A 21,617-nucleotide genomic window follows, 5' to 3' on the forward strand; every position below is an offset into this window, starting at 1 on the left:
CTATGATGAATGATGAACTTTTATCTCCCCATTGTCCATTTTTCTTTTGCTCATTTAACTAAAGAATAGCCTGATTCATGACACTGTTTAGTGGTGTGTATGGTAGTTGTAGACTTTCCGCAACAGCTTCATAAGTTACATGTCCATCAATCACATTTACACCTTTGGCAAGGGCTCGGTTGGATTGAATTGCTTTTGATGCACCTTGTGTAGCAATTTGGACAGCATAAGGTACAGTTACATTGGTTAATGCAATCGTAGAAGTACGAGGAACAGCTCCTGGCATATTAGCCACTGCATAGTGCACTACACCATGTTTTACATAGGTAGGTTCACTATGAGTTGTTACTCTATCAATTGTCTCTATCGATCCACCTTGATCAATAGCAACATCGACGATAACAGATCCTGCCTCCATCTCTTCTACCATATCCTCAGTGACTAATCTCGGTGCTCTTCTTCCAGGTATAAGTACTGCTCCCACTAATAGATCTGTATTTCGTACGGCTTCTCTTATATTATATGGATTTGACATAACAGTATTTAAGCGTCCGCCGAATATATCATCTAGTTGACGCAACCGATCTGGATTTACATCGAGCAAAGTAACATTTGCACCAAGTCCAACCGCCATTTTTGCTGCGTTTGTTCCAACTACTCCCCCGCCAATAATAACAACATTCCCTTTTAAAACTCCCGGGACACCGCCAAGTAGTACCCCTTTTCCACCATGTGGTTTCTCTAAAAATTGAGCACCAATCTGCACAGACATTCTTCCGGCCACTTCACTCATCGGAGTAAGTAGCGGCAATGCTCCATTATCCAATTGAATTGTCTCATAAGCGATTGCTGTAACTTTTTTCTCCATCAATGCTTTTGTCAATTCTAATTCTGGAGCTAGATGCAAGTATGTAAATAAAATAAGATTTTCACGAAAATAGCCGTACTCTGAAGGAAGTGGTTCTTTTACCTTCATAATCATTTCAGCTTTTGACCATACTTCTTCTGCTGAAGAGAGGATCTCAGCACCATGTTCGTTGTATTCTTCATCAGTGAAACCGCTTCCAAATCCAGCATTTGTTTCAACAATCACTTGATGACCAGCGCGAGTTAACGCATCAATTCCAGCTGGAGTAATGGCAACACGATTTTCATTGTTCTTAATCTCTTTTGGTATACCAATTAACATTGTAAGCCCCTCCTTTGCAATACCCTTCTATCTTACCACTTTTTAAATTGTTTTACTCCATAAAAAAAGAGATCTTTTCATGATCTCTTTTTCTACTATGTGACCCTTGCTCCGACCAGTTTTTTCGGATCTGCAACTACCTCTTTGCATTTTCTACAGACTCCATGAAACGTTAATCGATGGTCTACTATTTGAAACTCATATTCTTCTTCTACTCGTGCTTCAATCGGTGTTAACAAATCTTCCATAATTTCGTCTACTTCTCCGCAATTTAAGCAAATCAAATGATGATGATGGTGTTCTGCCCCTTCTGCTCGAAATTCGTAGCGTGTCACGCCATCACCAAAATTAAGTTTATGAATGACAGAGAGGTCACTTAACAACTCCAGAGTCCGATATACGGTAGCTAATCCTATCTCTGGTGCCTTCTCCTTCACCAACAGGTAAACATCTTCAGCACTCAAATGTGCTTCCTCATTCTCAATCAGAACGCGGACAGTTGCTTCCCGTTGGGGGGTTAATTTGTAGTTATGGGCAGATAGTTGTTGTTTAATTTGATTCACCCGTTTTTCCACAGACACACCCCCCTATGTCATACCACTATTATAGGGGAGAATGAATTAGGAAGTCAAACCACATAAAAGAAATTATTATATAAGAATCATTTTAACAAGCTATAAATTCATGGGAATAACCAGCTTCATTAAACTTGGTGATACATAAGCTTCTGTTGCTGCGACGAAAAGCAGGCATATCGTTAGAGCAGAAGCTAACAAGGAGTAATTGACGAATTGAGGATAAATTGGTCCTCTGCTGCTTATAAAACGATTTCGAATCAATGTAATGGAAAATCGAATACCAGCAACAGACAATACTAACAAAGAAGGAATCACAATCAGATTGATTGGAATTACTGCCGCAACCGCAAACCATAAACCTTTCCATGATAACTGGTTAACAAGAAAGCCGATTGTAAAACCAGTAACTAGTCCTTTGAAAAAAAGATAGACTAGCATAACAGGAATACCAATCACGGATAAACCCAAGATCCACATCAAGGCCAACATTTTTACATAATCACCAATCGAATGTTGAAATGCAACACTTGGATCAGCTATATCGTCTTGGGCTAGACCATGAAAATAGTACTGCAAATATTTTAGCAGCTCCGTTTTTTTATTTATATCCAATGTATTTACAATCACTGCACCGAATACTACCCCAACTAAAAACAACACACCTACAAAAAGATAGATCGATTTTTGTTCAATCAAATGATCAATAACTCGATGCAGAACACGGTTTTTCTGTTTCATTTCCTTCCCCGTCCTTTCTCTTGCTCTTACTCTATGAGACAAAGAAGAAAGATATGATAGGAAGAGTCCCCCTTTTTAAGAGGACCCTTGGGATTGGTTTGATTCGATAAGGTTATAGGATATCCATCCTACGAAATCTTGCTTTCCATTATTTCCAGAGACATAACACCAAATTTCTGCATCATCTTCATCAACACTTGTCTGATCAATATGTACTTTTTGATCTTTTACTATCTGCAATAGTACTGATGATTGCTCAACTGGTTTTTCGTAAACATTTCCTTGTTCTGCTGTGATGGTTTGATTGGTATTGGTTATCTCCTGTGCTTTTCTTTTTGCTTCTTCCAGCTTAGGATTCTTTTCACCTTGGTTGTCTGGAGTTTTCGGATCATTTGGATTCTTTGGTGGCGTCGGTTTGGTAGTATCTCCTTCCCCATTTTGGTTAGGAATAACAATTTTCACTGGTATAAATACTTTTGTAGGTATTTTTTTCGTCGATTCATCATCTCTAATCACATGAACAAACTGCTTATTTATGTTTTCAATGAAAGGTTTCGGAGCTGTCTCTTGATGTTCTGCTTGTTTTTGTTCTTTATGTGAATAAGTGACCACTTGTTTCTTCGATTTTTTCTGTTGTTCAGCAAATGCATTTTCATTCTCGTTATTTTGCTTTGATGGAAACGTTACCAACCCACAACCTGCTAACACAGTAGCAAAGAGAAAGAGAATAATAAGATAAATGTAACGTGACATACAGACCTCCAAAATCGCACAATTTATCGGAAAATTAGAACAGAATGGAACTAAGAACATTCTCCAAAAAAAATAGTTAGAAATCAATAGGAAAAAGCAGTAAATTGTTACTTTTTTAAAAACAAAAAACAGGCAACTTTTCTAAAAGTTACCTGATAGAGAAATCATTTTAAAACCGATAGATACTCTCTACGATGACACCACAGAAGTACGTTAGACCTAGACATATTGAACTAATCATCCCAGGAGCTTCTAAAAACATTGAAATGTCGGAGTTAAAATAAACATACAACAATGCATATGTAATTGGGAAAATCGTATTTAACACCAATATAATTCGTGAGATTGTCCCACATGCTGTTATATTTCTCCGGTAGTAATACCCTAGTAGTGTGTTGACAAGAAATACGAAAGTGAGAAGTCCATAAAGCAACCCATCACCAAGTGCTTTTCCAAGTATCATAATCCCAAAAAAACAGGCAGTGTAAAGCTGAAAGATAATGGGATATCGAGCAATCGGTTTACGATACCAGTCATTTAACACTACCACTAGATTTAATGTAATCACCACTAATGTTGTTAGAAGTAGTAGCACTGGCCATAAGTAAGACCATTCGAAAAAATTGATAATAATTAACCCTGAGACAAATGGTAAAACATACAATACCCACAGTCTTAGTGTATAGCGTGCTGCTGTGAGGGAAATGTTTCTGTTTTGTGTTTCATGATTCACTTGCCTCACCTCAAAGCAATAAACAGAATACTTTTATTATAGCACAAAAGGTGATATTTCACAAAAGTTTCATTTTTATTTATTCTTTTGCTTGCCACCATGTGATAGCATACATGGTCTTTGCATCACAAATTTCTCCCGATCGAATTTTAGCTTCACATTCTTCCTTCGTCAACTCCGCACATTCAACAAATTCATCTTCGTCTAATGAGATATCTCCTAGTGACAATTCACTTGCCTCATAGAGATGAATAAATTCATTAGCAAAACCAGGAGAAGTATAAAAACCACCAATTTTTTGCCATTTGCTCGCAGTGTACCCTGTTTCTTCGGCTAACTCTCGTTTTGCACTTGTTTCCGCTTCTTCATCCAACTCCAATTTCCCTGCTGGAATTTCCAAAATTGTTTTCTCTAATGCTTTTCGATATTGCCGTACCATTACCAATTTGTTTTCTTTTGTTATTGCGATAATCGCAACTGCACCTGGATGTTTCACTATTTCACGATAAGAAGTTCCCCCATTTGGAAGCGATACTTTATCCAAATGCAAATCAATTATTTTCCCTCTGTATATTTGTTCAGATGTAAGAGTTTTTTCTTCTAGGTTTTTTTTCACTGTAATGTCTCCTCCTATGTATTCATATTTTTATTATATCTTTTTTCTGGCAACACTGGACGAATAGCACAGAATGGAGGACAATAATGAAGAATAAAAGTATTCGATTAACAGGTAAAGCGTGGCAAATCCGATCACAATTGCGTGAATGGGCAAAATCTCCGATCACTTTAGCTGAATTCATTGATCGTAACACCAAAAAAGGATCACATCTACGCCTTATCAAGTAAATTTTATTTTGAGGTGAAAAGCTCTGAACTCCTATCAAGCAGATTCTATTACATCCTTGCAAGAGGCTTTATCAGAAATAAAAAAATGGGAGAAAGATCAATCAGATCTATGGTTTTGGGAGAAGATCGGTCGTATTCCTTTTGCGATTTTAGACAAGATCACACCGAAAATTATTCATAAATATATTGGTATCGCTCTGGATGAATTAGGAAGTTATATCCAAACAGGCGGGCAATATCTCATTGCACAAGATAAGATTTTACAACGATATAAACCATACCTTTTTTTGCAATCATCAGATGAAATAACAATCGATCGAATTGCTGAAGTCCCGTTACATCTCATGAACCAAGTAGCAGAAAAAAACAAAGAAAATCATGCGAACTTCGCTACGGTGCAAGGTGCGACAACAGGGTTTGGCGGTGTATTTACGTTAGCAATCGATATACCAGTAGTTCTTGGAACCTCATTAAAGGTTTTACAAGAAATGGCAATCACCTATGGATATGATCCAAGAGAAAAAGAAGAACGAATCTTTATTGTTAAATGTCTTCAGTTTTCCAGTTCCGATTTCGTTGGAAAACAGGCTATTTTAAACGAATTAACTGCTATGAGTACAGAACAAGAAGCCATTTCCAAGCTCCAAGGATGGCGAGAGGTGATTTATTCCTATCGCGACAACTACGGATGGAAAAAATTATTTCAATTGGTACCTATACTCGGCATGCTGGTTGGCGCGATTATTAACCGTTACACCATACAAGATGTTGCAGAAGCAGGTCAAATGCTCTATCAAAAGAAACGAGTGTTAGCCAAATTACAAAAACTTGAAGAGGAAAAAACAAAAGAACAAACTGATCCTTCCTCAGAAAGGGACTCCGATGAAAATCTTTGATATCAGTGAGCCCCTTTATCAGAATATGACTGTTTGGCCAGGAGACAATCCTTATCGATTTCAACTGGATGCAACGATACAAGAAACAAATACTGCAAATGTGGGCTCTATTTCCTTCAGTACACATACCGGCACACACATCGATGCTCCTTTCCATTTTGATCAAAATGGAAAGAAAGTTCATCAACTCGATCTTTCTATTTATATTGGTAGATGCCAAGTTATTCATTTAACTGACAGCACTTCTATCACAACAAATCAACTGAATTCTTTGCAGCTTCAACAAACCGAAAGATTACTAATCCGTACGAATCTGTGGAAAGACAGAACGTCATTCCCAGATTTCTGCTCAGACATTGCTCCCGATGTCCCATTATTTTTAAAGCAAAAAGGCGTAAAATTGCTTGGGATTGATTTACCTTCTGTCGACCAGTATGATAGTGAAACTTTACCTATTCATCATGCACTGCATCAACATGGAATTCATATTTTGGAGCGGGTAGTATTGGATCACATCCAACCTGGCATATATGAATTAGCGGCTCTTCCATTATTGATCAATGAAGGAGATGCTAGTCCTGTCCGAGCAATCCTCCGACAACCACAAACTCAATTCTCTTTGGTTACTCAAAAAAACCCCTAGCTCTTATCATATAGGGGTCTTTTGCTATTCTCCATCGAAAACTTATGTATCTTTTATAGCTGTTATCTTTTGTTTGCTCAATCCATTGATCAGGGGACACAGATTCTTTCATGAAAAATACGGTATAAAGATAAAAACATAATATCCGATCGAAACTGTCCTCGACTCACTCCTTTTTCTAAAATCTCAACTCTTCTTTAAGAAAGAATAGATGGGTTCTTTTTAATAGATTAAAATATTTATGTCGCTTTAAGATATTATTCTATGTAAATTAAACTTTCGGAAAGAAATATCATTCTTATCCAGAGAGGCGGAAGGAATTGGCCTGATGAAGCCTCGGCAACAGGTTTATGATAAACACTGTGCCAAATCCAACAAGGTTCTGCTTGAAAGATAAGAAGAGGAAATCGAATTTAAACCTCTTGGTCTTTTCAGGACAAGGGGGTTACTTCATACATATGAAGTAACATCGAAACTCATGAAGCAACGAGTCTTGTTTGGAATTATTAAAATAATAAAATTTGTGGGGGTAAATTTTTTATGTCTGTAAAAGAAACACAAAAACTAATCGCACAAATCCCGAAACATATTCGTGAACAATACGGATACTATCGGAATTTTTCTGATGAAATTTTTTCCAAAGGTGTTCTATCAGCGAAAGACAAAGAAATAATCGCCATTGCAGTAGCACATGTTACCAAGTGCGTGTACTGCATTCGTTTTCATACTCAAAAAGCAAAAAAATTAGGATTGTCCATCGAGGAATTATTAGAGGCTGTTACTATAACTGGAGCAATTGAGGCCGATAATGTCATTACATTTTATCAATCCAATCACAAACTCGATACTTATTTTCCAAATCATGCTGAGAAACATCTTGCCTTTATTGATCAGGCTTCCAAAGAAGGCGTGTTAAGTCAAAAAACGAGATTATTAACCATTGTTGCTGTTACACACGCATTACCAAATGTAATTGTTCAACAAAAAGCTCTGCAACATGCACTGGATAACGACATATCAGAAGAAGAAATTCAAGATGCTATTTTAGTAACGGCTGCGATGAAAACAGGTGGAGCAGTTTCTCATGCTGCCGAATTAGTCAGTGAATACAATGAGTAAACAGAAGTTATCTTTGACAAATCAATCTTATTTGATGTGGATTATTCCTGTGCTGTTTCTTATATGCTAGGAATTTTTTGGAAGGGCTGATGACAATATGGAGTAGTAAAAATAGATCAACATGCAATCGATGTACAACAAGACCTGACAGATACTTTCTTTAAACTAAAAGTGCTGCCGAAAAATGTAAATATTAACTCATCTATCAATAAAACCCCAAACTCGCTTCCTGACAGTGTAAAATAAAAACGAAGGAGAACATCTGTCCTTCGTTTTTATTTTTGTTTCATTTAAAACTATTTTCTAACAACAAAAAGACACCGATTTTTGATCGGTGTCTTTTTTTATTTCAATATTTGCTGGTAAACATAATAGTTTAGCCAATTGCTAAAAAGAAGGTTAGCGTGCGCCCTCCACAAATGAACGGGCAGATGTTTGGGATCATCTTCCGGGAAATAGTTTTCTGGGAGATCAATGTGGATATCTTTTTTTGTATCTCGTATATACTCTTCTCGCAAAGTAAGTAAATCATATTCCGAGTGGCCAGTAACGAATACTTGCTTCTTATCCGTACTTGCTATGAGATATATTCCTGCTTCATCTGACTCTGATAATATTTCTAGATTCGGGATTTTCTCTATATCCCCACTCCGAATGTCCGTATAACGAGAATGCGGAGCATAAAATATATCATCAAAACCACGTAACAACTCTGTATTTGATTTCGTAACCTTGTGCTTATATATCCCCGACAACTTCTTTGCTAATGGGTACTTCTGAATGCCATAATGAAAATATAATGCAGCTTGTGCACCCCAGCATATATGCAAGGTAGAAGTTACATTGCTACTTTTCCACCGCATGATCTCTGTGAGTTCTTCCCAATAATCCACCTGTTCATATTCCAAATGTTCCACAGGTGCTCCTGTGATAATTAATCCATCAAAATACTGCTCCTTGATTTCTTCAAAGGTTTGATAAAACATTTCTAAATGACTTGGCGGTGTATTTTTGGAAGCGTGGGTTTGCAGATGCAGAAAACTCACCTCCAGTTGCAAAGGAGAATTACCAAGCAAACGGAGTAACTGCGTTTCTGTTGTTATTTTCGTTGGCATGATATTTAAGATCATAATTTTGAGTGGTCGTATCTCTTGATGGAATGCTTTTTCTTCAGGCATTACAAAAATATTTTCTTTTTGAAGGATTCCAGTAGCTGGAAGGTTATCTGGAATCTTGATCGGCACTACCCTTCCCTCCCATTTATTGTTGGCTTTTTGCTAATGCTTGTGCCAAATCTTCAATAATATCGTCAATCGACTCAATCCCAACAGATAGACGAATGAGATCTGGGGTCACACCAGCTGCTTTTTGTTCTTCTTCTGTTAGCTGTTGATGCGTTGTACTTGCTGGATGAATAATAAGTGATTTTGCATCTCCTACATTTGCTAGGTGGGAGAATAAAGAAACATTTTCAATCAATTTTCTCCCTGCCTCTGCTCCCCCCTTAATCCCAAATGTAAAGATCGCACCTTGACCGTTCGGTAAATATTTTTGTGATTTTTCAAAGGATGGATGATTTTCTAATCCGGGATGATTCACCCAATCAACACTCTCATGCTTCTCTAAAAATTCAGCCACACGCAAAGCATTTTCGCTATGTCGTTCCATGCGGAGGTGAAGTGTCTCTAATCCTTGTAGTAACAAAAATGCATTAAATGGTGAAATAGAAGCTCCTGTATCTCGCAGTAACTGCACTCGTGCTTTTATAATATAGGCCAAAGATCCCAATGCTTGAGTATAGGATACACCATGATAGCTAGGATCCGGCTCTGTCAAATCAGGAAACTTGCCATTACTCCAATCAAACTTGCCAGAATCAACGATGATACCGCCGATACTTGTGCCATGTCCTCCAATAAACTTTGTCGCGGAGTGAACAATGATATCCGCTCCAAATTCAAATGGCCTGCTTAAATATGGAGTAGCAAAAGTATTATCGATAATAAGCGGAATTCCAGATTCATGAGCTACATTAGCAACTGCCTCTACATCCAACACATCTAACTGTGGATTGCCGATAATCTCGGCAAAAACAGCCTTCGTCTTATCAGTTATCGCACTACGAAAATTGTTAGGATTGGTTTGATCTACAAAATGCACGTGAATGCCCAGTTTGGGAAGTGTATGTCGAAATAAGTTATATGTCCCACCATAAAGATTGCTAGAAGCGACAATCTCATCACCTGCCCTGGCAATATTTAAAATGGAGTAAGTAATTGCTGCTTGACCCGAACTGGTAGCGAGTGCTCCAACACCGCCTTCCAGCTCAGCGACCCTTTTTTCTAGAATATCGGTTGTAGGATTCATAATACGAGTATAAATGTTGCCGAATTCCTTTAATGCAAACAGATCTGCAGCATGCTGGGTATCATCAAAGACATAAGAAGTTGTCTGATAAATAGGAACAGCCCGCGCATTTGTTGCAGGATCAGGTGCCTGCCCTCCATGCACAGAAATTGTCTCAGGTCGAAATGTACTCATGTTATTTCCTCCTTTTTTAGCAAACAAAAAACCCCTTCCTTATCCAGAAGAGGCTTGGTTACAGATCCGCATCTTATCTGTTAGAGACAAGTAGTCTCTACAGGAATTGGCACCTTCTAGTGAATCAATCACTAGGGTTGCCGGGCATCATCGGGCCAGTCCCTCCGCCTCTCTGGATAAGAGATTTAACAAATATTCAGTTAAACAATAGGTTTACTTAATTATAGTCGTTTTCTTCCAGCTCATCAATATTCAAGTGTAAAAAATGGAGATATTTACAAAATCTCAATATTGGACTGCAAATTTATTCAACTTACCTTCTATTAGGGAGAATAACAACGACACTACCTTGTCCTTATCCAGATCCAGCTGTTCTTGCAAAATGGATGGATGTTGAAACCACATTGGAATAACTGCTAAATCAGTGCTTTTCAGGATTCAATTGATTAAATAACAAGTATGCATCTAAATCAGAGTCAGCCTTTTCCTCCCCTCTCGCATAACTTCCAAAAATGACAATCGCTTTGATGGAATCAAACCGCTCAGTCATATAATTTGTAAATGTAGTGATAAGGGACAATCGAAATCTCTCTCCTTTACCCAAAAAACCCCGCTCAGCATTTTATGATGGTGGGATTTCGTTTATTTTTAGCGAAGATTTATTTTTGTTTTGATCCCTCCTGCTCGCAATGGGCAGGAGGGGTTAGTAGCTAGTGGAGAAAAGATGACCTACCGCCACCGACCTCCAGTTACTGCACCGAGCATGGCAATGTACAAATCGTCCCGTTTGTGGCGGTCGATCTCCGTGACCTCGTTGACCTTATCCAGTGACGCTACGCGAATACTCTCGTAATTGCTACCCGCTTTGCTCTCTTCATTTCGCAGGGTCTTCATTCGGTTGAGATTCTGTCCATGAGCCTTGGACTTGGCATCTCCCTTTTGGTGGTCCTTACTGTTGTTGTACTGGTTGATTTCGATGCTCAGACCCTCGATATCATCCAGAATCTTCAGTTGTGCCAGCTTGGCCTGACCAGTCTTGAAGGCAGCTTCAGCCAGCGTGCGCACTGCTGTAGGATCAAAATCCTTTGTCTTCGAAGCGAACATTCGCAGAAGCTCGCCCACAGTTGCAGGAGGTGTCTTAGCCATGGTGTTCTCTTTCTCACTAGACAGATAGCCATGGATGTAGGCTATGATCTATTGTATCAGATGAATAGAAAAATTGAGAATAGAATGCTCCAAAATCTAACAACTTTTAAAAACAGGAAATTGAGTAGTTGCAGCACGTTTTGGTGACCCATCATGCAGAGAAAACGTCAGAGATTTGTGCTGGTTTAATTACAAGAGGGTAAAAAGGTAAGTGAGTTTCATTTTGATTTATCGATGTATATTTTGTTGTTATTGACCAAACAAATGCGGATGCAATTACAATATCTCCATGATAGGTGTGATCAAGAGGCTGAGTAATTATACTCAGCCTTAGACTTATGTCAATTAACGATTATGTTAATCATTCCCAAGATTTTGTTTGTTATTGCCCAACGCTCTACTCCATGACCATAATAAAATGGCAAATGGGACAAGCGTGATCAAAATGGTTAGCACTCCATCGACTAAAGACCAAGAGAAAAAAGTTGAAATAATTAATTTGTTCCAAGATTGGGTGATAAGCAAATAAGCTGCTGGAATAGTATAGGTTAAGAACAGAAAGATAGCCCAACACACTCCAAAAATGTAAAACCAAACATAACCCCTAATAAATCTCTTTTCACGGTTTGAAACCTGTGATAGCTCTTCTAATTCTTCCGACTTTACTCTTTTGAACCATTTTCTTACGGTCAAACGCGTATAATGTAATAAATTATTACTATTTAACATGATGGCTATCAGGTAATAAATGTCCGTTTCCATAAAAAAGAGGAATTGATATCCGATTCCTAGCCATAGCCCCAGATTTAAATAACGAATTAGGCTAATTTGAAAAGATGAAAAAGAAAAGACTCCTAAATCTTGAAGCCAAAGAAGTAAAACACAGAGAATTACAAGTGTAAAATCAAACATAATCCCTGCAAGGATAGGTTTGTATCGTTTTTTTCTTGGTAGTAAAACAATTCCTGACATATCTGTTTCTGCCACTGGGAAGACAAGCCGATGACTAAAACCGATACGACCATCCACTCCGAGAGAACGAGCCGCTAACAAATGAGAGACTTCATGTAAAAATAGAAGAAAAAAATTAATAAAAAAGAAAAGAATGAGAATAACTGATTGGGAACGACCTATGAAAAAATCTTGGTATCTTGGTATATAATCCGGATTAAAGACTGTAAGAAATACACAAAAAATAAATAACAAGGAAACGAAAATGTAGCTGTAACGATTAAACAAGAGTTGACCAATTCGACTTGTTAACCAAGGAAACTGCTCCTTTTGCTCCACTTTCTCATTTACTACTTTTTCATCAATCTGATAAATAAATGGATACTCATGAATTAAATCTTCTACAAATCCAACAACATCGATCTCTTGCTGCAACTGCTGTTCCATGATATGTTTCGTTTCGCCTACTGTTTTTCCTTCTCCCAGTAGCTCTATAATCTGGATCGCCATCTTTGGTAGAATAATAAACTCTCCAAGATCAAGGCGCCCAATCAAAACTTCATCCTCGTTTTCTTCTCTACTCGAAAGACGATGAAATTGACATATGCTGTCTATTGTTACCACTTCGATGTCACCTACTTTGATCAAAGAAGCCACTGTCCAGAGCGGATAGTGGCTTCTTTGATCTTAAACTAAATTTAGTAATGGCAGCGGTTTCACTTTTATAAATTTTTGCCATCCATACAAACTTCATTCATCCATCATTTGAATTATTCCAGAGATTTGGTTGGTTTCACTTTTGCTACTTTTTTAATTTTAATTTTCAATCAGGTAACCCCCTTAAATTTGGAGTTTTAATGATAAAGAATATACTTATAATTAGTATAGTTCTTATTTGTTAATGTATAAAAAATAATATATATAGTCAATATACTTGATAAAATTATTTTCTATTCCATTTAGAATGAACCTCTCCCAGATGCGACTACAATATCTACCATGATAAAGATGATGAAAGGATGAGTAGAATTACTCATCCTTCTGGTGCTTCTTTATATTTCGTTGGTTTGAACATATTTGGAGTCTGGGTAGCCGCAAGCAACTACCCAGACGAGAACCACGCGACTTTTACTTAATGCAAATCTGTACGTTGGAGCCATGAATGGTTTTGGTACCAGTGTCATTAGGTTTGTAAATGCGTTCCATTTTTCCTGAAAGAAATACAACTACCTTTCCAGGGTGACTCTTATCATCTGAAGAATAGATCTTGATCGTGATCTCACCAATGTCTACCCACTCTTGATCCATAACGCTAACATTCTTCTTCTTATCCCAACCGTTTGGGAGGTTTTTGATAGAGACACGCCGGTTCTTTGTTGACTGGTAATCAGGCATGGAAACTCCATTCAATCAAGTAGAAATGCTGGCTCTCAGCATTCTCATTTTATTATAAAACAAAATTCCATAAAGGGAATAGTCATAAAAATAAATATATTCCATTCATCGCATTACAATCTATTCCGATAATATTGTTACTAATTCTATACGTAACAAACTTTTTAGCAACATTTCGATATCTTTTTTATTAAATTTGAGCTCTGGGTAATCGTTCTTGATCACCCAGAGCCAAAGTCCTACCTGACTCCTCACTTAAAACAAATCTCTACCTCTGTCCCAGGGATTTTGTAAGATTTCTTTGCGGGATTATTAATATCAACCTCACTTACATCAGAGACACCCTTCCGTTCTTCTGATAGATGATAATTTCGTAGTTACCGAAAAAAATCGATTCCTGACTTCCACTGAACAGCTTAAAATCATCTAGGAGGTTCTTGGTCGTTACATCTGTGTTATTTTCAGACAGGTACGAAGCCGTGAAGACTTCCCTTCTTCACTTGCCGACCTTCAGCAGACATGCATTATTATATCAAATTTATTTAAATTCTAGAGCTGCTCTTTCTTTTTTTCACTATCCATACCCCAACCAGAGTGACTATCACAACAAGAGTAAAAAGCAAAATCCCTTTATGCATCAAAATTGTATACTCTTTCCAGTGTTCTCCAAATAAGAGTCCGAGATTGATAAACACCATAACCCAAATGAAACATCCAATAAAAGCATAGGTAAAAAAAGTCCAATAAGTCCACCGGCTGATTCCAGCATAAATTGCAGTCAAATGTCGTATCCCTGGTATAAAAAATCCAAAAATAATCGTTATCTTGCCAAAGCGCTCAAACCATGCTTCTACTTTTTCATATCTTTCATGGGTAAGTCCAATCCGTTTTCCATATCGATGTAAGAAAGGCAGCCCCAAAAATCTTCCGATCAAAAAGCTAAATGTTATTCCGACCATACTTCCAATAAAAGCAGTTAACACAGTCAAAACATAATTCAACTGATGAAGTTTGATGAAATATCCAGCGAAGGTCATTAAAAATTCATCTGGAATTGGTATTCCTACCATCCCAAACATTAAAAGTCCAAAAATACCGATATATCCATAATGATGAACCATGTGAAACATATGATGTAACCACATATCCTATCCTCCTCTCTTCAGTTTTGCCTTTTTTAAACAAAAAGAATCCAAACCAATAAGGATTTGGACACTTTTTTGCCTATATTTCTATTTATTTATACATTATTGTTACTGTCTGAATAGCTGCAAGGCAACTACCCGGATGAAATCCAAATGGATCACTTCTTAATGATGACCTTCAGATCAGTTCCTGGAATTCAGAAGGGTAAGTAGTCACTTGGACTCCATTCTCTATCTATGCTGTCTCTCAGCACTGAGTTTAGTATTTCGAACCGCAAATAAAAAGCCAACCCGAAGTTAGCTCGGATTGACATTGGTATAAAATTATAAGTGCTATTTTTCAATAAAGCAGTAAAGTATGAATGGCTACGCTATGAAAGAGCTTTTTCATAAGCACTTTCCTCCACTAACGCAACGACTAATTCCGCTGCCTTGACTAACTCTGGAATAGACATTCTTTCGTTGGTAGTATGGATGTTTTCGTAACCAATACTTAAGTTAACAGTAGGAATGCCATAACCAGCTAATACGTTTGCATCGCTTCCTCCACCACTAACGCCTAAATGTGGAGTCCGACCAACTTTTTTTACGCCCGCAATTGCTTTTTGTACTACTAGATCATGTTCTGTAAAGGAATAACCTGGATATAATGATTTTGTTTCCACTTCTGCTGTTGCACCCATTTGTTTGGCTGTCAATTCAAAAGCCATAACCATCTCTTCTACTTGATTAACCAGTTTTTTCTCATTTCTGCTTCTGGCTTCCGCATATATTTTTACATATTCAGGAACGACATTTGTTGCAATTCCACCTTGGAACATCCCAATATTTGCAGTTGTTTCAGAATCAATTCTTCCTAATTTCATGCGGGAAATCGCTTGGCTTGCAACCTGAATGGCACTAATACCTGCTTCTGGACTTGATCCAGCATGGGCAGCTCTACCATGGATAGCTGCTTCGATTTTTACTTGCGCTGGCGCAGAAGTAATAATTTCCCCCACTTGGCCCCCAGCATCGAAGGCAAAACCGTATTCTGCTTCCATCAATGATTTGTCCAGATGACGTGCACCTACAAGACCTGATTCTTCCCCGACTGTAAAAACAAACTGCAAGTTTCCATGAGGTATCTTCCATTCACGTAGCAGACGTATTCCTTCAATGATAGCAGCTATTCCAGCTTTATCATCACTACCTAAAATGGTTGTTCCGTCCGTCACGATATAATCTCCGAGTATTGAAGGTTTCACCTTCTTGCCTGGTGCTACAGTATCCATATGAGATGTGAAATAAATGGTTGGAGCATCTGGAATGCTACCTGTATAAGTAGCCACTAAGTTTCCAGCACCATGTTTGGTAAACGTGGCAGAACAATCCTCCACAACATCTAGACCAAGAGAAGACAATTTCTCTTTTAGAAAATCACAAATGGCTCGCTCGTTCCCTGATTCACTGTCAATTTGCACCAACCGTATAAATTCGTCGATTAACCGATTTTTATTTACCACCGTTCACGTATGCTACTGTTTTAATATAAACTCATTTTTCCGAACTATTTTCCCCTATGAGTTTATATTTTTCCTCTTTCCACGTGTCGCAGTAAATGCATGCGTTTGGTGTAACACTCCAGAGGCGTTAATTCCGACAAGTTCCTGCCGTATTGTATCTATTTTAACTGTCAAAATAGATACATGTAGCTCTCCTTTCTCTCATTATTTGCTATGACACCAATAACATAGCTTTTATTCCAATTAATCATAAATAAACTCACGTTTCTTTTGTCCCCCAATCGAATCGACCATGTTTTCGCAAATACGAATATGCTCCTATTAAGTGTAGGAGGAGATTTGCACAGATTTAAAACGAACAGGTATAGTTAATTTATTTTAAATTTTAGTTGATTTTATCTTAGATGTAGGTAGGACAGCGCACTTTTATTACATTTATATTATACGTATTTTACAGAATTATTACAAGGGCATATTGCCATGTTTTTTGCTAGGCGTATTCACCTTTTTGCGCTCCAACATCTCTAACGATTGTATTAATTTTTTCCTCGTCTCTCGTGGATCAATTACATCATCTACCATACCGTACGCAGCAGCTACATAAGGGTTCGCAAATTGATCTTTGTACTCCCTAATCTTGGCTTTTCTCATCTCTTCTGGGGTCTTGCTCTCGTCTATCTCTCGTTGAAATATAATATTAGCTGCGCCTTCTGGACCCATGACAGCTACCTCTGCAGAAGGCCATGCATAGACCAAATCCGCTCCTATCGATTTACTATTTAAGGCAACATAGGCTCCGCCAAATGCTTTACGAAGTATTACTGTTATTTTTGGTACAGTCGCTTCGGTATAAGCATAAATAATTTTAGCACCATGTCGAATAATTCCTTGATGTTCTTGCATGACACCAGGAAAGAAACCCGTAACATCTACAAAAGTAATGAGTGGTATATGAAAACAATCACAAAATCGAACAAAACGACTTAGTTTGTCCGACGCGTCAATATCCAACCCCCCTGCCATAAATTTTGGCTGGTTTGCGACTACACCTACTGCTTTTCCATTTAAATGCGCAAAACCTACAACCAAATTTCGAGCAAATTTTTGATGTACTTCTAAAAAGTCACCATTATCAAAAATGTTCTCTATTACTTTTTTTACATCATAGGCTTTCATTCCTTCTGTTGGGACTATATTTATTAAATCTTCTACCCAATTTTCTTGATCAGGTACTTTTTCCACTGGTGAATTTTCCCTATTACTCTGTGGTAAATATTTTAATAATCTCCGAACATTTTCAAAAACTTCCGTTTCAGAGGGAAAAGTAAAATGCACATTTCCGCTTCGACTCGCATGAACATCCGCTCCGCCGAGTTCTTCAGCAGTAATTTTTTCTCTTGTTACTGTCTCAATCACTTTTGGACCAGTAATAAACATCTGGCTTTTCTTCTCCACCATAAAGACAAAATCAGTTAATGCTGGAGAATAAACTGCTCCACCGGCACAAGGACCAAGAATAATGGAAATTTGTGGAACAACCCCTGAATACATTACATTTCTTCGAAATACATGACCATATCCATCAAGAGACAACACACCTTCTTGAATTCGAGCGCCACCAGAATCATTTAAACCGATGATCGGCGCGCCGTTTTGGGCTGCCAAGTCCATGATACGCGCTATTTTTAGTGCATGCATCTCTCCGAGTGCCCCGCCAAATACAGTGAAATCTTGGGCAAACAAATACACCATTCTCCCATCAATCTTTCCACTTCCCGTTACCACCCCCTCTCCAGGAGCCTCTTCCTTATCCATCCCAAAAGAAGTCATTCGATGCTTGGTAAATATATTTAATTCAACAAATGAACCTTCATCTAACAACATTTCAATACGCTCTCGAGCAGTATGTTTTCCTCTTTTATGTTGTGCAGCTATCCGTTCTTCACCGCCCCCTTGCAACACTTTCTTCCGTCTACGATTTAGTTCATCCAACTCTTTGTGCATTCCTTATTCCTCCTTGGACTGGGGTTGGCAAAGCTCAATAAGCACTTTTCCTGTTGAAGATGGGTGCAGAAAAGCTATCTTTGATTGATGTGCTCCATTTTTCGGGGCAGTTTGGATAAATGTTAAACCTTGTGCTTGTAATTGTTCCATATCGTCTTCAATGTTCTCAACCTCATAAGCAACATGATGAAATCCTTCTCCTCTCTTTTGAATATGCGCTGTAATTGGACTATCTTCATCGATAGGTTCCAACAGTTCAATTCTGCTTTCGCCAATTTGAAAAAATGCCACTCGTACACGTTCACTCTCTACGATTTCTTCTCCTAGAAATGCAAAACCAAGTATGTCTTGATAAAACGCCTTCCATTCGTCAATCGATTTCACAGCGATTCCGATATGACTAATTTTGTTTAGACTCATTCGTCTCCTCCATTGCAAACAAATGTCGAATAAAGGCAATTGTTTCTTTGATTGTACTGCCAGGTGGAAAGACTTCTTTAATGCCCATTTGTTTAAGATGAGGAATATCCGAGTCTGGAATAACTCCTCCGGCAAATATCGGAATATCAGATGCACTTTGCTCATCTAACAAACGAATAACTTCTGCGAAAAGTTCATTGTGAGCCCCCGACAGGCAAGATAAACCGATTAAATCTACATCCTCTTGAATAGCAGTAGCAACGATCTGAGCTGGTGTTTGGCGAATTCCTGTATAAATTACTTCCATTCCATCATCACGCAATGCTTGAGCAATAATAAGAGCTCCTCGATCATGGCCGTCTAGTCCCGGTTTGGCAATCAATACCCGAATGGGTTTATTCATCAACAAAGCTCCCTTCTCCTTAAACAGCATATTCTCCAAATACTTTGCGCAATGTATTGCATATCTCTCCGATCGTTGCATAAGCTCTAACTGCTTGCAACAAATAAGGCATCACGTTTTGGTCTTGATTTGCAGCTTGTTGGAGTTCTCGCAGAGCTATTTGAACTCGTGCATTGTCTCTTTTTTGTTTAAGTTCATTCAATGAATCTATTTGCTTGTTTGCTAACATCGGGTTAATTCGCATTATATCCGCTGGTGTCTCTTGTTTGATTTTGAATTGATTTAAGCCGACGATGACTTGTTCTCCGGATTCTATTTCTCTTTGAGTCGCTAAGGCTGTTTTACGAATCTCTCGCTGCATATATCCCTGCTCTACTGCTGCCACTGCGCCTCCCAGTTCTTCTATTTCACGAAGATATCGGTAAGCTGATGTTTCTATCTGATCTGTAAGGCTTTCAACTACATAGGATCCGCCAAAAGGATCAACGGTATCTGCCACTCCACTCTCATGTGCAATTATTTGTTGTGTGCGTAGAGCTATCCGAGCGGATTGTTCGGTTGGCAGTGCCAACGCTTCATCTCGAGCATTTGTATGCAGGCTCTGTGTCCCTCCAAATATTGCTGCAAGCGCTTGCAAAGTAACACGCACAATATTGTTATCTGGCTGTTGTGCGGTCAACGTCGAGCCTGCTGTCTGAGTATGAAAACGAAGTTGCATCGATTTTGGCGATTTTGCAGCGAAACGATCGCGCATGATTGTTGCCCACATTCTCCTTGCGGCACGAAATTTTGCTACTTCTTCTAGAAAATGATTGTGAGCATTGAAGAAAAAAGATAATCTTGGAGCAAATTGGTCAATATCCAGTCCAACTTGCAGTGCTGCTTCTACATAAGCTATTGCATTTGCTATAGTAAAAGCGATTTCTTGAACAGCATCTGAACCTGCTTCGCGAATATGATACCCGCTGATACTAATCGTATTAAAAGACGGTGTATTGTCCATCGCATATTGAAAAACATCTGTGATCAACCGCATGGACGGTTTTGGCGGGAAAATATAGGTTCCACGAGCGATATATTCTTTTAAAATATCATTTTGAATCGTACCGCGTATATGTTTTGAGTTTACCCCTTGTTTTTCTGCTGTAACAATATACATCGCTAACAAAATAGCTGCCGGAGCATTGATCGTCATGGATGTACTGACTTTATCCAAAGGAATACCTTCAAACAATTTCTCCATATCAGCGAGTGAATCGATGGCAACACCGACTTTACCAACTTCCCCCATACTCATTGGATCATCAGAATCATAGCCAATTTGAGTGGGCAAGTCGAATGCTACACTTAGTCCTGTCTGCCCTTGATCCAGCAAATAACGATAACGCTTATTCGTCTCCTCTGCAGAGCCGAAACCAGCATATTGTCGCATGGTCCAAAGTCTACTGCGATACATATTGGTATGAATACCTCTTGTATATGGAAATTCTCCAGGTGCATTATTATGGTTAAGTATATCTGATTCGTCATATACTGTCTTTAAAGGAATACGAGAGAGTGTTGCAAAAGCTTTTTTTCGTTCCATTTTTACATTCCTCCATGCATATAAGAAGAACCTGCTCATCACAATTCTTAAAAAATGCTTTTGGGATTGTTTTTTTATTTCAAATATGAGTATACTCTTCTATGTGGATGTTTACGAAAGCAGGTGAAATTCATTTATGGAATATTTTATGGTCCCACTACTTGTAATCACCAGTATTCTTGCAATTATCGGTACCACGTATAACAAAAAGACTGGTAACACCCCTGGTTTTTACATCGGCGGCGTATTCACACTCGGTGTAGTTGTAGTTACGCTTCTATCTCTCTATGATCTATTTGTTGGGATTCAGTAACTCACAAACGCAAATGAAAAAAAGTTATAGGAACCGCGGTAAACTATTTTACCGCGGTTTCTATGTAAAAATCTGCTTCATTGCATCTGTAACATATGCCATTACTATTTCCATATCCACATCTTGACCCAAAATTTTAGCGATAGATGTTACGCCATAGTCCGTTATTCCACATGGTATAATGGTAGAAAAATATCGTAAATCCGTATTTACGTTCAACGCAAAACCATGACTCGTTATATATCCTCTTTTTTCACGGGACTTATGAAACTTAACTCCAATCGCTGCTATTTTTTCATCATCGACCCATACACCTGTATGTTTTTCTTTTCGTGTTCCTGTTATCCCAAAATGAGAAATAGCTATAATCAACGATTCTTCGATATCGCGAAGATATGAATGAGCATCATGTCGCTGATCTCCCAAATAAAAGATCGGATAACCTACTAGTTGACCTGGCCCATGATACGTTACATCACCGCCTCGATCAATCTCAACGAGGTCAATCCCTTTTGCTTGGTAATCTTGTGCCGACAAAAGCAAGTTTTGAAGATGACTTCCTCTCCCCATCGTCACCGTATGCGGATGTTCCAATAGCAGTAATTGATCTGCCATTTCTCCCTTATCGACTGCATGCACGATTTTTCTTTGCTGATCCCACATCGGATGATATGCTACTTTTCCTAGTTTTTGCACCTCAAACATGACGACACA

At 38.2% G+C, this 21,617-nt stretch carries 24 protein-coding genes and 2 riboswitches; of the genes, 5 read left to right on the top strand and 19 right to left on the bottom strand.

Annotated elements, in window-relative coordinates:
* Nucleotides 1-58: 58 nt before the first annotated feature.
* The 6 genes from ald to AC5WOC_RS04500 form a co-directional block, all read right to left on the bottom strand.
* Nucleotides 59-1,189 (bottom strand): alanine dehydrogenase, encoded by a 1,131-nt coding sequence (ald, locus tag AC5WOC_RS04475; RefSeq protein WP_496054200.1) that lies wholly within the window; start codon nucleotides 1,187-1,189, stop codon nucleotides 59-61.
* Nucleotides 1,190-1,284: 95 nt separating this feature from the next.
* Complete coding sequence (fur, locus tag AC5WOC_RS04480; RefSeq protein WP_496054201.1) at nucleotides 1,285-1,764, bottom strand: ferric iron uptake transcriptional regulator; 480 nt, start codon at nucleotides 1,762-1,764, stop codon at nucleotides 1,285-1,287.
* 99 nt (nucleotides 1,765-1,863) lie between these two features.
* A complete protein-coding gene (gene spoIIM, locus AC5WOC_RS04485; RefSeq protein ID WP_496054202.1) occupies nucleotides 1,864-2,505 on the bottom strand; it encodes a stage II sporulation protein M in 642 nt (213 codons plus the stop codon).
* Nucleotides 2,506-2,580: 75 nt separating this feature from the next.
* Nucleotides 2,581-3,258 (bottom strand): SH3 domain-containing protein, encoded by a 678-nt coding sequence (locus AC5WOC_RS04490; RefSeq protein WP_496054203.1) that lies wholly within the window; start codon nucleotides 3,256-3,258, stop codon nucleotides 2,581-2,583.
* 169 nt (nucleotides 3,259-3,427) lie between these two features.
* Entirely contained in the window at nucleotides 3,428-3,991 is a 564-nt protein-coding gene (locus AC5WOC_RS04495; protein WP_496054204.1) for a hypothetical protein, read from the bottom strand.
* 79 nt (nucleotides 3,992-4,070) lie between these two features.
* On the bottom strand, nucleotides 4,071-4,607 hold the full coding sequence (locus AC5WOC_RS04500; RefSeq protein WP_496054205.1) for an NUDIX domain-containing protein: 537 nt from the start codon (nucleotides 4,605-4,607) through the stop codon (nucleotides 4,071-4,073).
* Nucleotides 4,608-4,693: 86 nt separating this feature from the next.
* Between AC5WOC_RS04500 and mciZ the strand changes: the two genes are divergently transcribed.
* From mciZ to AC5WOC_RS04520, 4 genes are all read left to right on the top strand, one after another.
* Nucleotides 4,694-4,837, top strand: a complete 144-nt coding sequence (gene mciZ, locus AC5WOC_RS04505; RefSeq protein ID WP_496054206.1) for a Z-ring formation inhibitor MciZ — start codon at nucleotides 4,694-4,696, stop codon at nucleotides 4,835-4,837.
* A gap of 47 nt (nucleotides 4,838-4,884) precedes the next feature.
* Nucleotides 4,885-5,733, top strand: coding sequence for an EcsC family protein (locus AC5WOC_RS04510; RefSeq protein ID WP_496054944.1), 849 nt, complete (start codon nucleotides 4,885-4,887; stop codon nucleotides 5,731-5,733).
* Nucleotides 5,720-6,376, top strand: a complete 657-nt coding sequence (gene kynB, locus AC5WOC_RS04515; protein ID WP_496054207.1) for an arylformamidase — start codon at nucleotides 5,720-5,722, stop codon at nucleotides 6,374-6,376. The genes AC5WOC_RS04510 and kynB overlap by 14 nt, the downstream gene beginning before the upstream one ends.
* A 295-nt stretch (nucleotides 6,377-6,671) precedes the next feature.
* A riboswitch (SAM riboswitch) is annotated at nucleotides 6,672-6,776 on the top strand.
* Between the two features lie 140 nt (nucleotides 6,777-6,916).
* On the top strand, nucleotides 6,917-7,495 hold the full coding sequence (locus AC5WOC_RS04520) for a carboxymuconolactone decarboxylase family protein (protein ID WP_496054208.1): 579 nt from the start codon (nucleotides 6,917-6,919) through the stop codon (nucleotides 7,493-7,495).
* Nucleotides 7,496-7,839: 344 nt separating this feature from the next.
* On the opposite strand, the gene metA is transcribed toward AC5WOC_RS04520, so the two are convergent.
* The 12 genes from metA to AC5WOC_RS04580 all read right to left on the bottom strand — a co-directional run bounded on the left by metA (nucleotide 7,840) and on the right by AC5WOC_RS04580 (nucleotide 20,590).
* The gene (gene metA / locus AC5WOC_RS04525) at nucleotides 7,840-8,739 is read right to left on the bottom strand and encodes a homoserine O-acetyltransferase MetA (RefSeq protein ID WP_496054209.1); all 900 of its coding nucleotides are present in this window, start codon (nucleotides 8,737-8,739) and stop codon (nucleotides 7,840-7,842) included.
* 16 nt (nucleotides 8,740-8,755) lie between these two features.
* Nucleotides 8,756-10,036, bottom strand: a complete 1,281-nt coding sequence (locus AC5WOC_RS04530) for a homocysteine synthase (RefSeq protein WP_496054210.1) — start codon at nucleotides 10,034-10,036, stop codon at nucleotides 8,756-8,758.
* 70 nt (nucleotides 10,037-10,106) lie between these two features.
* A riboswitch (SAM riboswitch) is annotated at nucleotides 10,107-10,219 on the bottom strand.
* Between the two features lie 238 nt (nucleotides 10,220-10,457).
* Complete coding sequence (locus AC5WOC_RS04535) at nucleotides 10,458-10,616, bottom strand: nucleotidyltransferase domain-containing protein (protein ID WP_496054211.1); 159 nt, start codon at nucleotides 10,614-10,616, stop codon at nucleotides 10,458-10,460.
* 149 nt (nucleotides 10,617-10,765) lie between these two features.
* Nucleotides 10,766-11,182 (bottom strand): hypothetical protein, encoded by a 417-nt coding sequence (locus tag AC5WOC_RS04540; RefSeq protein ID WP_496054212.1) that lies wholly within the window; start codon nucleotides 11,180-11,182, stop codon nucleotides 10,766-10,768.
* 357 nt (nucleotides 11,183-11,539) lie between these two features.
* A complete protein-coding gene (locus tag AC5WOC_RS04545) occupies nucleotides 11,540-12,757 on the bottom strand; it encodes a PqqD family protein (RefSeq protein ID WP_496054213.1) in 1,218 nt (405 codons plus the stop codon).
* 504 nt (nucleotides 12,758-13,261) lie between these two features.
* Nucleotides 13,262-13,528 (bottom strand): hypothetical protein, encoded by a 267-nt coding sequence (locus AC5WOC_RS04550; protein WP_496054214.1) that lies wholly within the window; start codon nucleotides 13,526-13,528, stop codon nucleotides 13,262-13,264.
* A 542-nt stretch (nucleotides 13,529-14,070) separates the two neighbouring features.
* Nucleotides 14,071-14,673 (bottom strand): DedA family protein, encoded by a 603-nt coding sequence (locus AC5WOC_RS04555; protein WP_496054215.1) that lies wholly within the window; start codon nucleotides 14,671-14,673, stop codon nucleotides 14,071-14,073.
* A gap of 371 nt (nucleotides 14,674-15,044) precedes the next feature.
* The gene (locus AC5WOC_RS04560; RefSeq protein ID WP_496054216.1) at nucleotides 15,045-16,178 is read right to left on the bottom strand and encodes a M20/M25/M40 family metallo-hydrolase; all 1,134 of its coding nucleotides are present in this window, start codon (nucleotides 16,176-16,178) and stop codon (nucleotides 15,045-15,047) included.
* A 462-nt stretch (nucleotides 16,179-16,640) separates the two neighbouring features.
* A complete protein-coding gene (locus tag AC5WOC_RS04565) occupies nucleotides 16,641-18,182 on the bottom strand; it encodes an acyl-CoA carboxylase subunit beta (protein WP_496054217.1) in 1,542 nt (513 codons plus the stop codon).
* A gap of 3 nt (nucleotides 18,183-18,185) precedes the next feature.
* Complete coding sequence (mce, locus tag AC5WOC_RS04570) at nucleotides 18,186-18,602, bottom strand: methylmalonyl-CoA epimerase (RefSeq protein ID WP_496054218.1); 417 nt, start codon at nucleotides 18,600-18,602, stop codon at nucleotides 18,186-18,188.
* Nucleotides 18,583-19,005, bottom strand: a complete 423-nt coding sequence (locus AC5WOC_RS04575; RefSeq protein ID WP_496054219.1) for a cobalamin B12-binding domain-containing protein — start codon at nucleotides 19,003-19,005, stop codon at nucleotides 18,583-18,585. Before AC5WOC_RS04575 ends, mce begins: the two co-directional genes overlap by 20 nt.
* Nucleotides 19,006-19,024: 19 nt before the next feature.
* Nucleotides 19,025-20,590: an acyl-CoA mutase large subunit family protein gene (locus AC5WOC_RS04580; RefSeq protein WP_496054220.1), complete on the bottom strand. Its 1,566-nt coding sequence runs from the start codon at nucleotides 20,588-20,590 to the stop codon at nucleotides 19,025-19,027.
* 136 nt (nucleotides 20,591-20,726) lie between these two features.
* Between AC5WOC_RS04580 and AC5WOC_RS04585 the strand changes: the two genes are divergently transcribed.
* Nucleotides 20,727-20,903 carry a hypothetical protein gene (locus tag AC5WOC_RS04585; RefSeq protein ID WP_496054221.1) on the top strand — a complete coding sequence of 59 codons (177 nt, stop codon included), beginning with the start codon at nucleotides 20,727-20,729 and terminating at the stop codon, nucleotides 20,901-20,903.
* A 60-nt stretch (nucleotides 20,904-20,963) separates the two neighbouring features.
* Here AC5WOC_RS04585 and lipB read toward each other — a convergent pair whose 3' ends face one another.
* Entirely contained in the window at nucleotides 20,964-21,608 is a 645-nt protein-coding gene (gene lipB, locus AC5WOC_RS04590) for a lipoyl(octanoyl) transferase LipB (protein WP_496054222.1), read from the bottom strand.
* Between the last annotated feature and the right edge of the window lie 9 nt (nucleotides 21,609-21,617).

Source organism: Shimazuella sp. NTD247 (genome assembly GCF_059510415.1).